Source organism: Pseudozobellia thermophila (assembly GCF_900141855.1).
In the GTDB taxonomy this organism is placed as follows: Bacteria; Bacteroidota; Bacteroidia; order Flavobacteriales; family Flavobacteriaceae; genus Pseudozobellia; species Pseudozobellia thermophila.
The window spans coordinates 100,008-112,036 of the sequence record NZ_FQYU01000005.1 but is presented as its reverse complement, the minus strand read 5'-3'; the positions used below and the strand labels follow the sequence as shown (position 1 = coordinate 112,036).

The 12,029-nt window shown below is 49.1% G+C and carries 11 protein-coding genes; 2 read left to right on the top strand and 9 right to left on the bottom strand.

Translation table 11 applies throughout. From position 1 onward, the window contains the following. Nucleotides 1–7 precede the first annotated feature (7 nt). The 9 genes from murG to mraZ are packed head-to-tail and all read right to left on the bottom strand — an operon-like array spanning nt 8 to nt 10,109. A complete protein-coding gene (gene murG / locus BUB37_RS13750) occupies nt 8–1,105 on the bottom strand; it encodes an undecaprenyldiphospho-muramoylpentapeptide beta-N-acetylglucosaminyltransferase (RefSeq protein WP_072994397.1) in 1,098 nt (365 codons plus the stop codon). Then, nucleotides 1,092–2,288, bottom strand: coding sequence for an FtsW/RodA/SpoVE family cell cycle protein (locus tag BUB37_RS13745; protein ID WP_072994396.1), 1,197 nt, complete (start codon nt 2,286–2,288; stop codon nt 1,092–1,094). Before BUB37_RS13745 ends, murG begins: the two co-directional genes overlap by 14 nt. Before the next feature lie 27 nt (nt 2,289–2,315). Continuing rightward, nucleotides 2,316–3,650, bottom strand: a complete 1,335-nt coding sequence (gene murD / locus BUB37_RS13740) for a UDP-N-acetylmuramoyl-L-alanine--D-glutamate ligase (RefSeq protein WP_072994395.1) — start codon at nt 3,648–3,650, stop codon at nt 2,316–2,318. A 1-nt stretch (nt 3,651) separates the two neighbouring features. Next, the gene (mraY, locus tag BUB37_RS13735; protein WP_072994394.1) at nt 3,652–4,872 is read right to left on the bottom strand and encodes a phospho-N-acetylmuramoyl-pentapeptide-transferase; all 1,221 of its coding nucleotides are present in this window, start codon (nt 4,870–4,872) and stop codon (nt 3,652–3,654) included. 49 nt (nt 4,873–4,921) lie between these two features. Then, nucleotides 4,922–6,385 carry a UDP-N-acetylmuramoyl-L-alanyl-D-glutamate--2,6-diaminopimelate ligase gene (locus BUB37_RS13730; protein WP_072994393.1) on the bottom strand — a complete coding sequence of 488 codons (1,464 nt, stop codon included), beginning with the start codon at nt 6,383–6,385 and terminating at the stop codon, nt 4,922–4,924. Continuing rightward, nucleotides 6,382–8,388 carry a penicillin-binding protein gene (locus tag BUB37_RS13725; RefSeq protein ID WP_072994392.1) on the bottom strand — a complete coding sequence of 669 codons (2,007 nt, stop codon included), beginning with the start codon at nt 8,386–8,388 and terminating at the stop codon, nt 6,382–6,384. Before BUB37_RS13725 ends, BUB37_RS13730 begins: the two co-directional genes overlap by 4 nt. Beyond that, on the bottom strand, nt 8,388–8,714 hold the full coding sequence (locus BUB37_RS13720) for an FtsL-like putative cell division protein (RefSeq protein ID WP_072994541.1): 327 nt from the start codon (nt 8,712–8,714) through the stop codon (nt 8,388–8,390). Before BUB37_RS13720 ends, BUB37_RS13725 begins: the two co-directional genes overlap by 1 nt. Nucleotides 8,715–8,752: 38 nt before the next feature. Further along, nucleotides 8,753–9,649: a 16S rRNA (cytosine(1402)-N(4))-methyltransferase RsmH gene (gene rsmH, locus BUB37_RS13715; protein ID WP_072994540.1), complete on the bottom strand. Its 897-nt coding sequence runs from the start codon at nt 9,647–9,649 to the stop codon at nt 8,753–8,755. Beyond that, a complete protein-coding gene (gene mraZ / locus BUB37_RS13710; protein ID WP_072994391.1) occupies nt 9,636–10,109 on the bottom strand; it encodes a division/cell wall cluster transcriptional repressor MraZ in 474 nt (157 codons plus the stop codon). Before mraZ ends, rsmH begins: the two co-directional genes overlap by 14 nt. 244 nt (nt 10,110–10,353) lie before the next feature. Between mraZ and BUB37_RS13705 the strand changes: the two genes are divergently transcribed. Together BUB37_RS13705 and yihA are read left to right on the top strand one after the other, a co-directional pair. After that, a complete protein-coding gene (locus BUB37_RS13705; RefSeq protein ID WP_072994390.1) occupies nt 10,354–11,118 on the top strand; it encodes an alpha/beta fold hydrolase in 765 nt (254 codons plus the stop codon). Between the two features lie 85 nt (nt 11,119–11,203). Beyond that, on the top strand, nt 11,204–11,821 hold the full coding sequence (gene yihA, locus BUB37_RS13700; protein ID WP_072994389.1) for a ribosome biogenesis GTP-binding protein YihA/YsxC: 618 nt from the start codon (nt 11,204–11,206) through the stop codon (nt 11,819–11,821). Nucleotides 11,822–12,029: the final 208 nt, after the last annotated feature.

Genomic DNA, 12,029 nt, shown 5'->3' with positions numbered 1-12,029 from the left:
GTTTTTGCTATTGTTTTGACGGCAACAGTTTTTCTATTTCATCCACGATGTGCTTGGTAGCGTTCGGAAGGGCCATTTTCTTGATGTTCGCCGAGAGGCTCTTCCGATAGGCCCCATCCTCGACCAACCTGCTGAAAACGGGCTCGAACCGTGCTTCCAGTTCCGATTCCCTGACCATAAGGGCGGCACCTTCGTCGACCAACGACTGGGCATTCTTGGTCTGGTGGTCTTCCGCCACGTTGGGCGACGGGATAAAGACGACGGGCTTGCCCACAATACTGAGCTCCGAAACGGCCCCGGCCCCCGACCTCGAAATAATGAAATCGGCGGCGGCATACGCATAGTCCATCCGGTTCATAAAATCCAACACCTTTACCGAATCGGAAGTATATTTTTCGTATTCGTCGATATAGAGTTTCCCGCATTGCCAGATCAACTGAAGGCCCAACGACTTAAAGTACTCCAGTTTTTGCGCGATCAATTGGTTGATCCGCCTTGCCCCAAGGCTCCCGCCTAAAACCAACAGGGTAGTCTTACCGGGGTCCAAGCCGAAGAAAGCCAGTGCTTCGGGCACATCTTGGTTCAACTCGACAAGGTCGCTCCTGACCGGGTTACCGGTCTTGACAATCTTATCGGCAGGAAAGAACCGTTCCATACCGTCATAGGCCACGCATATCTTGGCGACCCTGTTCTTCAAAAGTTTGTTGGTGATCCCGGCAAAGGAATTCTGTTCCTGTAGCACACAGGGGATGCCCTTGCCCGAGGCGACCCGAAGCATGGGCCCACTGGCAAAGCCACCGGTACCGATGACCACGTCCGGTCTAAACCTATCCGCTATTTTACCCGCTTTCAACAAACTACTTACTACTTTAAAGGGAAACATTAAATTTTTAAGGGTCAGTTTCCGTTGCAACCCTGTGATCCACAATCCTTCGATATCGTATCCGGCCTGGGGCACCTTTTCCATTTCCATTCGGCCTTCGGCCCCCACGAACAGGAACTCGGCGTCAGGATACCTTCTCCTCAATTCGTCCGCTATGGCGATTGCGGGGTAAATGTGCCCGCCCGTTCCCCCTCCGGAGAGTATAAACCTATAATTGCCCACTCAAAATCTCTAAAGGGTTCATTTCGTCCTCCGTGGTTTTTTTAGGTTCCACCACCTGTTCCTTATTGCTTGCCCCGAGAATGATCCCGATGGCCAGGCACGTCATCCAACTACTGGTCCCGCCCCTACTGACCAAGGGCAGGTTCTGGCCCGTAACGGGAAAAAGTTCTACCGCCACGGCCATATTGATCAGAGCCTGAAAAATGATGGGCAAGCCCACTCCCAAGACCAACAACTTACCGAATATGGTGGGGTTGGCATTGGCCACGACCATGATCCTGAACAATAAAAAGAGGTAGAAGAACATCAGGGTAAAACCACCTATCAAACCGTATTCCTCCACGATGATCGCATAGATAAAATCGGAAGAGCTCTGGGGCAAAAAATTCTTTTGAATGCTCTTGCCGGCGCCCTTGCCGACTATACCTCCGGTAGCTATGGCTATCTTGGCCTTTTCTATTTGGTAATTGGCTTCGGTATCCTCGGGATTGGAAAAACTCTCGATCCTGCTCATCCAGGTATCCACACGGTTGGGGAACAAGTCTGGGGCCGCCTTGGCGGCGAGCACGAACAGGGTGAGGCAAAGAATACCCGTACCGACGATCGCCAAAAGGTACTTAATGGGATATCCTCCCAAAAAGCACAGCAAAAGGACCATGGTAAAGATGATGGCCGCCGTAGAAAAGTTGGCCGGCAATATCAGTACCACAACCAAAAAGACCGGGATCCATAGGGGCAGTATACTCTCCCCAAAGCCTACCTTTTTCTCCCGCACCTTGGCCAGGTATCGGGCCACATAGATCATGAGCACCACGGCTGCCAGATTCGAGGGTTGAAACCCGCCCACGAAGGGGATGCTGATCCAACGACTGGCGTTCGCCCCATCGATGGTTGTACCTTGGGCCAGAGTAAAGCCCAAGAGCACCAGAACAATGGGCAGGGCGATCAAAGACAGGCCCTTAAAGAAATGGGTAGGAATTTTATGCACGCCATAGATAATTCCAAAACCCAACACCAAAAGCATGGCATGTTTCAACAAATGGCCAAAGGTCGTTCCGTTGCCCACCACATACACCAGGTTGCTACTGGCACTGTACACGGGCAGGAAAGAAAACAGGGCCAACAGGGCCACCACGGCCCAAATGGCTTTATCTCCCTTGATATTTTGAAAAAGTGCCTTCAATGCGAATCGATTATCGATGTTGGTCTATTACAAATTCTTTACGGCGTTCTTGAACTGATCGCCCCGATCTTCATAGTTTTTGAACAGGTCAAAACTGGCACAGGCCGGTGACAATAAAACCGTATCGCCCCTTTCGGCAATTTTATAGGCCACCTTTACGGCCTCGTCCATGGCATAGGTCTCTACCATCAGGTCGACTACGTTGCCAAAGGCATCCTTCAGCTTTTCGTTGTCGAGCCCCAAGCAAACAATGGCCTTCACCTTTTCCCTTACCAAGGGCATCAGTTCCTTATAGTCGTTGCCCTTATCCTGTCCGCCGGCGATCCAAACGATCGGTGTCTTTACGCTGTCCAAGGCATAGAAAACCGAATTTACGTTCGTGGCCTTTGAATCGTTGATGTATTGTACGTGGTGTATTTTCAACACCTTTTCCAAGCGGTGCGGCGCCCCTTGAAAACTGGCGATACTCTCGCGTATCGACGCCTTACGGATGCTTACCAGTTTGGCGGCGGTCATGGCGGCCATGGTATTCTTTACGTTGTGTTTGCCTTCCAAGGCCAATGCATTTGTTGTCATTTCCAGTGTCTCGTCTGTCATTTTCAGTATTATTTTATTTTCTTTTACATAAGCTCCTTCTTCCAATTCCCTTTCCAAGGAAAAGGGAATCAATTTCGATTTGATCGGGTGGGTCTCCATCCACTCGGCGATGACCGGGTCGTCGGCATCGTAGATGAAATAATCATCTTCGGTCTGGTTTTCGACGATCCGGAATTTCGAGGCTATATAATTTTCGAACTTGTACCCGTAGCGATCCAGGTGATCTGGGGTAATGTTCGTCAAAATGGCAATATGCGGTGCAAAATCGACGATACCGTCGAGTTGAAAACTGCTTATTTCCAACACATAGAACCGGTAATCGTTTTCGGCCACCATTTGCGCATAGCTATCGCCTATGTTTCCGGCCATCCCAACGTGCAGCCCCCCTTCGCTCAACAGGTGGTGGGTAAGCATGGTCGTCGTCGTCTTGCCGTTGCTTCCGGTTATTCCGATTAGGGTAGCATCGGTATACCGCGATGCGAACTCTATCTCCGAGACCACGGGAACCCCCTTGTCGCGCAAGGCCTTGACCAAGGGCACCCTGTCGGGTATGCCCGGACTTTTCATCACCAGGTCGGCGTTCATTATTTTTGCCTCCGTATGGCCTTCGGCCTCCCAATCAATATCAAAATGTTCAAGAACGTTCCTATATTTTTCTTTCAGCTTTCCGCTGTCCGATACGAATACGTCGTATCCTTTTTGCTTTCCCAAAATAGCGGTGCCCACACCGCTTTCACCCCCGCCAAGAATCACCAATCGCCCCATCTTACCGTATCTTCAATGTCACGATCGTAAGAATCGCCAGTAGAATGCCTATGATCCAAAACCGGGTTACGATCTTGCTCTCGTGATAGCCCTTTACCTGGTAATGGTGATGGATGGGCGACATCAGGAACACCCGTCTGCCCTCTCCGAATTTTTTCCGGGTATACTTGAAATAGCTCACCTGTATCATTACAGAAAGTGATTCGGCGAAAAAGATGCCGCATAGCAGCGGGATCAACAGTTCCTTGCGGACGATAATGGCGATTACCGCAATGATGCCCCCGATGGTGAGGCTGCCCGTATCGCCCATAAATACCTGTGCCGGAAAGGCATTGTACCACAAGAAGCCTACCAGGGCCCCTACAAAGGCGGTTATGAACACCACCAGCTCGCCCGAATTGGGGATGAACATGATATCGAGGTAATCGGAAAAAATAATATTGCCCGATACCCAGGCGAAAATGCCCAGGGTAAAGACGATAATGGCCGAGGTACCGGCCGCCAGCCCATCGATGCCATCGGTAAGGTTGGCCCCGTTCGAAACGGCCGTTACGATCAAGATAACAATGGGGATAAAGACCATCCAGGCGTAGTCTTTGGCTCCCTCGCCGGCCCAGGCGATAAAATCGCTATAGTCGAGCTCGTTGTTCTTAAAAAAGGGAACCGTAGTACTTGTCGACTTTATTTCAGAGCCTTCTACATCGCGCACCTCGAACTGCTGGGTAATGACACTGCTGTTCTCTTCCTTCATGGTTACCTCGGGATGAAAGTACAGGGTGGCCCCTACGCCCAAACCCAATACGACCTGCCCCAAGACCTTAAACCGGCCCTTAAGCCCCTGCTTGTCTTTTTTAAATACCTTGATATAGTCGTCGGCAAAACCGATAAAACCCATCCAAAGGGTCGTCACGATCAAAAGCAGGATGTAAATGTTATCGAGTTTGGCGAACAGGAGAACGGGAATCAGCGTCGACATGATAATGATCAAACCTCCCATGGTGGGCGTACCCGTTTTTTGTTTTTGGCCCTCGAGCCCCAAATCCCTTATGCTTTCACCAATTTGTTGTTTTTGCAGGAAAAGGATGATCCTTTTTCCATAGGCCGTAGCTATGAGCAGCGAAAAAAGAATGGCCATGGCGGCCCTAAAGGTCATGAACTGAAACAAGCTCGCCCCGGGCAACTGGTATTCTTTTTCCAAAAATTCGAACAAGTAGTACAACATAGCTTTTCTGGTTTCTAGGCCTGGATATCCTAGAGGCGCCGTGCGCCCTTTATTTATTCAAACTGTTCAACAGGTTCTTGACCGTTTTAAAATCGTCGAAATCGATCCGCTTGCCATTGGTTTCCTGATAGGTCTCATGGCCCTTGCCGGCGATCAGGATAATATCTTCCGACTCGGCCATCTGGCAGGCCGCCTTAATGGCCTGTTCCCTATTCTCGATACTGAGGATCTTCTTTTCGTTCTGGGGCTCAACACCGGTTTCCATGTCATGTATTATGGCACGGGGATCTTCACTTCTCGGATTATCGGAAGTAAAAATGGCCTGACTGCTCATTTCCGATGCGATATGACCCATAACCGGACGCTTAGAGCTGTCTCGATCGCCACCACACCCCACAACGGTGATGACGCGTTCATTTCCAGTTCTCAACGTGTCGATTGTAGCCAACACATTTTTAAGTGCATCCGGCGTATGGGCATAATCCACTATCGCCGTTATCTTCGTTGCGGATATGTAGTATTGAAACCTACCATCCACGTTGTCGAGTTCGCTCAAAAGCCGAAGCGTCTCCAAGGTCTCGAGTCCCATCAGATCCGCTGTCGCATAGATCGCAAGCATATTGGAGGCATTGAACTGACCGATCAGCTTCGACCAAAGCTCCAATTCGTTTATTTTCAAAAGCTGCCCGCTGAACTGCGCCTCCAACACCTGCCCCCTGTAATTGGCAAAGCTCTTTAGGGCATAGGTGTACTTTCGGGCCTTGGTATTCTGCAGCATGACCATTCCGTTCTTGTCGTCGATATTGCTAAGGGCGAAGGCATTCTTCGGAAGCTCGTCAAAAAGCACCTTTTTGGTATCGCGATATTCGGCAAAGGTCTTGTGATAGTCGAGATGATCGTGCGAAAGGTTGGTAAATATGGCCCCTTCGAAAACCAGGCCTTTGGTCCTTTTTTGATGGATGCCGTGCGAGCTGACCTCCATAAAGCAGAACTCGACCCCGGCCTCGTTCATCAAACCCAGGTACTTGTTGATGGTCAGGGCATCGGGGGTTGTATGCGAGGTGGGGTAAGCCACGTCGTCGACCATTATCTTTATGGTAGAAAGCAGTCCCACCTTGTACCCCGCCTTTTTGAACAACTGGTAGAGCAGGCTGCTAATGGTCGTCTTGCCATTGGTACCCGTTACGCCTACCAACCTTAAGTTTTTCGAAGGATTGTCGTAAAAGTTGGAAGCCATTACCGCCAAGGCCGTATTGCCATCGGCCACCTCGACATAGGTAACACCGTTGACCAACAGTTCGGGAAACCTTTCACATACGATTGCCTTGGCACCTGAATCGATGGCCTTTTGTATGTACAGGTGTCCGTCGGTAAGGGTTCCCTTGATGGCCACGAAAACATCGTCCATAGCCACCTTTCTCGAATCGAAACGGATTTCGTTCACCAAGATATCGGTAGACCCGTTCACGGCGTTTAGGCCGGCACCGTACAATATGTCCTTTAACAGTTTCAAGATAGCTCCAGGGTTATTTTCTTTGCTTTTTTAATATCGGTTCCGTGCGCTACGGACTGCCTTTTTACTTTTCCATTGCCTTTCACCTCAACCTCGATACCCAGGTTTTCCAATATCGAAATGGCATCCATACCGCTCATTCCCTTTACGTTGGGCACCTTGTTGTATTTTTTTTGCGAAATGGCATAGTACCTTTGATAGTTCTTTTCAAGATCCTCATCCTCTACCGCATTCATATCGACCTCATCGATCAAGGGCGAGGTGGCATATACCTTTTGGGCAATCGACTTGAACACCGGTCCTGAAACGTCGGCACCGTAATAGCCCACGCTTTTATCCGGTTCGTGAATGACCACGATACAGGAGTACTTGGGATCTTCGGCAGGAAAATAGCCCGCAAAGGTCGAGATGTACTTGAGTTTATCGGGATCCTTCGACACATAGTCTTTTTGTGCCGTACCTGTTTTGCCGGCCATCGAAAAATTCGGGGAATACAGCCCATGACCGGTACCATGGGGGTTTTCGACCACATTTTTCATCAAGGCCTTGGCCTTGGCCGCGGTCTCTTTCGAACAGATGGCCCTGTCGATTACCTCCTTATCGAATTTTTGAATGGTGTGGTTCCATTCCTTCACCTCCTTGATCAACCTCGGCTTTACCATCTCACCATCGTTGGCGATGGCATTGTAAAAGGTCAGGGTTTGCAATGGCGTCATCGAAACCTCATAGCCATAGGCCATTTGGGCCAATGAGAGTCCTGACCACCCCTTATCGCCCGGCGAACGCAGTACGGGCTCACCCTCTCCCTTTATGGGCAGGTCTAGCTTTCGATGCACGTTCATGGCCATTAAACGGTTGACGAATTTGTCGGGATTGGACTTGTACCCTTCGTGTATTACCTGTGCAAAAGCGGTATTCGAAGAGACCTCGAAGGCCTTACCAAAGGAAATTTTACCATAACCTCCATATTTGGAGTCGCGCACCCGGTGGTTATAGATCTTCCATACACCTTTTTTGGTATCGATAATGTCGCTGGTATCCTTTATACCATCTTCCAGTGCCGCTACCAGGGTCATCAATTTAAAGGTAGACCCCGGCTCGTGCGATTCGCCAATGGCATAGTTCAATCGCTCGTAGTACTTCCCGGCCTCGGTCCTTCCCAAATTGGAGATGGCCTTTACCTCGCCCGTTTTGGTTTCCATCACAATAACACAACCATGGTCGGCCTTGTATTTTTCCAGTTGCCCCAACAAGGCATGGTGGGCGATATCCTGTATATTGATGTCGATGGTAGAGATTACGTCGTAGCCATCCTTGGGTTCCACGATATTGTCCCATCCTATAGGCTTCCACTGGCCTTTGGCTATTTTCTGCTTCAACCTTTTGCCCTCAACGCCCCTAAGGTATTCGCCGAAGGCCCCTTCAAGGCCCACACGGGTATAGTAACCGTTCTCGTCGACACGTTCGTAGCCCACACTGCGCTCGGCTATCTTGCCCAGTGGATGCTCCCGGACTGTCTTCTGCTCGATGATCAATCCGCCCTTGTACGGCCCCTTGTTAAAGAGAGGAAAGTCCTTAACCGCCATATATTCGGAATAATCGAGGTTACGGGCAATCAGGGCATAGCGGTTCTTGTTCACCCGCGCCTTTCTAAGCAGTTGTTGATAGTGCGAAGACGATTTGCCCAACATCCTCGACAGGGCGTTCGACAGGGGAACAATATTTTCCTTGAAATCGGAATCCTTTACGGTAACGGCATCGAAACGAATGGTATACCTGGAGACCGAGGTCGCCAACAAGCTACCGTCATCGGAATACAAATTACCGCGATTGGGGGCAATGGTGAACATTTTCTCGGTTCGCTTCATGGCCAACTCCTGGTACTTGTCGCCCTGCACCAATTGAATGTTCAGCAACTTGAACAGTATGGCACCTGCGAACAGGAACAGGCAGGCCACCACAAAGTACAAACGGGTCAATATGTTCTTTTCGGTTACGGCCACTACTCGTCCTTCTTTTTTGATTTTACCTTAATTTGTTTGGGCGGTACCACTGGTGGATACAAGCCCTTTTCCTCCACAATTTTCATTACCGTGGATTCAAGCTTCAATTTCTGTACGTCAGACCGCACATCTACAAACTCACTGCGCAATTCCTTTACCTCTTCGTTCAAGGCCGCGATTTGGTGTACTTTTCTATCCGCACTATGCGAACTTCCGATCATGACCGTGGCCAAGAAAGAGACGAACAAGATGAACAGCCAATGCCTAGGGGCATCGTCGCTCACCAGAAACTTTCCTTTTAACAGGTTCAATAATCCTTTTTTCACTTTAGTACTTTTTTTATTTCCGTTTTTCAACTTTTCCTTCAAATCCGCTTGGCGATCCGCAGCTTGGCGCTTCGCGCACGATTGTTCATTTTTATCTCTTCGGGCGACGGAACCACCAAGGGCCCCACTTTTTTGAACGGTACCGATATGTTGCCGTAAAAATCCTTTTCAGGCTCACCCTCGAACTGTCCGGCCCGAATAAAGCGCTTTACCAAACGATCTTCCAACGAGTGATAGCTGATAATGCTCAGCCTACCCCCTTTATCAAGCAGGTCGGGTGTCTGCAGCAAGAACTCCTCGATCACCGCGATCTCTTGGTTCACCTCGATACGAATGGCCTGATATATCTGGGCCAAGACCTTATGTTCCCTGCCCTGTGGCAAAAATCTCCGCAACACCTCCTTTAAGCGGGCCGTTGTCTTGATCGGCCCGTTCGAGCGCTGCTCGATAATGGTCGTTGCCATGGCATTGGCATTGCGCAGGTCGCCGTACTGAAAAAGCACCTTGCGCAAATCGTCATAGTCGTATTTATTCACCACATCGTAGGCCGAAAGCGCGTTGCGCTTGCTCATTCGCATGTCGAGATCGGCATCGAAACGGGTAGAAAACCCGCGTTCGGCCTTATCGAACTGATGCGACGAAACGCCGAAATCGGCCAAGATCCCGTCTACTTTCCGAATGCCATAGAACTTTAAAAACTGCTTGATAAACCTGAAATTCTCACCGATCAGGGTAAACCTTTCGTCATCGATGGCATTTTCAAGCGCATCCTCGTCTTGATCGAAGGCGAACAGTCTTCCTTCGCTTCCCAAGCGTTTCAATATCTCTTTTGAATGCCCGCCACCTCCGAAGGTAACATCGACATACACACCATCCTCTTTAATGGCCAGTCCGTCAACGGACTCCTTTAACAAAACCGGATTATGATATACCATCGCCATCGTCTCCGTCATCTCCCATGACCTCTTCGGCCAAGGCGGCAAAATCTTCCGCAGTTTCCTCCAATACCTTCTCGTAGCTATCCTTGTCCCAAATCTCAACAATATTGATGGCCGAGCTGAGCACCACCTCTTTACTGATATTGGCGATCTCCACCAGATTTTTGGGAATCAGCAATCTTCCCGTGGCATCGATCTCTACTATCTTTACTCCTGCCGAAAAACGCCGGATGAAGTCGTTGTTCTTTTTCTTGAACCGGTTCTTCTTGTTCATCTTCTGCATGAGCAAATTCCACTCGTCCATCGGGTATAGCTCCAAACAGGGCTGAAAAACCGACCTTTTGATCACAAATCCCTTATTCAGAATAGGAGACATCTGATTTTTTAGCGCAACCGGCAGCATTATCCTACCTTTGGCATCGGCTTTACAATCGTATGTTCCAATGAAATTGATCACTTAAATGGCTAGTTTTTCAGTACTATAACTCAAAACTACAAATTTTATTACCACATTTTACCACAAATTACCACTTTGTTGATAAATTGTGGCTTTTGAGTATAAAATCTCCCCCCAAAACATCGATTAAATGGGAAATGGTTTGGTGGGAGAGCAATTAAATTGGTTACTTTATGGCTTGCCCCATTGCACGGGTATAATTAGGAAATGCCTATCTTTGGCCCAATACGATAAGCACCCCTGAATGAAAGACAATATTATTAAAGAGGGAAAATACCGGTACATGGAAATAGGGGAAGGCTCCCCTATCATTATTTTGCACGGTCTTATGGGCGGGTTAAGTAATTTTCAAGGTGTTACCGATTATTTTCCCAAGAAAGGATATAAGGTTCTGGTGCCCGAGCTCCCCATTTACAGCATGCCCATGCTAAAAACCAATGTAAAGCAGTTTGCCAAATTCCTTGAGGGCTTTATCGAGTTCAAGGGCCTTAAGGATGTAATTCTTTTGGGCAATTCCCTTGGCGGGCATATCGGACTTTTACACACCAAAATGTATCCCGATATGGTAAAGGCCTTGGTTATTACCGGTAGTTCGGGACTTTACGAAAGTGCTATGGGCGACGGTTATCCGCGGCGGGGCGACTACGAGTTTATCAAGAAAAAGGCCGAGGCCGTTTTCTACGACCCGGCGGTTGCCACCAAGGAGATCGTCGACGAGGTTTTCGCCACCGTAAACGATCGCAATAAAATCGTCAAGACCTTGGCGATCGCCAAAAGTGCCATTCGCCACAACATGGCCAACGACCTGCCCGCGATGAAGACCCCCACCTGCATTATCTGGGGCGAAAACGACAGCGTAACCCCGCCCGACGTGGCCAATCTTTTTCATGAACTGTTGCCCGACTCCGACCTGTTTTGGATCAAGGAATGTGGCCATGCCCCCATGATGGAGCACCCCGATGAGTTCAATGCCATTTTGGATGCCTGGCTGCAGAAAAGGGGATTTTAAGGATCGATCAATAGCCTTGCCCCTGTACTTTTTCGACATCACTTTTTGTAGTAACTTGGCCCGTTAAAGAACCTAAAACACAACCGTGCAAATCAAATCGGCAAATTTCGTAATCAGCAATACCGACGTGGCCAAATGCCCCAACGAACTGCTGCCCGAATACGCCTTTATCGGCCGTTCGAACGTCGGCAAATCGTCGCTCATCAATATGCTCACCGAGCGTAAAAGCCTGGCCAAGACTTCCGGTAGGCCCGGAAAAACGCAGTTGATCAATCATTTTAAGATCAACGACAACTGGTTTTTGGTCGATCTGCCGGGCTACGGCTATGCCCGTGTCTCCAAAAAGAGCAAAAAAACCTTCCAAAAATACATAACCGATTATTTCGCCAAACGCGAACAGCTGGTCTGTGCCTTTGTTTTGGTCGACATCCGCCACGAACCCCAAAAAATAGATATGGAGTTTATGGAGTGGCTCGCCGAAAACGCCGTGCCCTTCTGTATTATCTTTACCAAGGCCGACAAACTAAAACCAAAGGCCATCGAGCGGAACGTAAACACCTACCTTGACAAACTTTTAAGCGGTGCCTGGGAAGAGGCCCCCTCCTATTTTATCACTTCTTCGTCAAAGGGCATCGGGCGAAACGAACTGTTGGCCTACATCGAAGGCATTAACCTCGAGTTTTTCAAGGCGATCAAAAAGTAATCGCCCCCAACAGCACTCCATTTTCCTGCAATTCCCCTCCCCTATTTCACGTCAAAAGGCAGGTGAGCTATAACTACGCCTTAAGATTTGTTGCGACCAACACACCGATCGGCACCATCTATACATCCTTTTCATTTTAAGGGAAGGACTCCCCTACTTTTAACAAACCCCTCACCCAACAAGTAAATCGCAACGACTTATACGCAGA

Bases quoted from the DNA above. Each gene is read 5' to 3' on its own strand.
- BUB37_RS13705 (WP_072994390.1), top strand. From the start codon at position 10,354: ATGAAAGACAATATTATTAAAGAGGGAAAATACCGGTACATGGAAATA.
- mraY (WP_072994394.1), bottom strand. From the start codon at position 4,872: ATGTTGTACTACTTGTTCGAATTTTTGGAAAAAGAATACCAGTTGCCC.
- rsmH (WP_072994540.1), bottom strand. From the start codon at position 9,649: ATGGTATATCATAATCCGGTTTTGTTAAAGGAGTCCGTTGACGGACTG.
- murD (WP_072994395.1), bottom strand. From the start codon at position 3,650: ATGGGGCGATTGGTGATTCTTGGCGGGGGTGAAAGCGGTGTGGGCACC.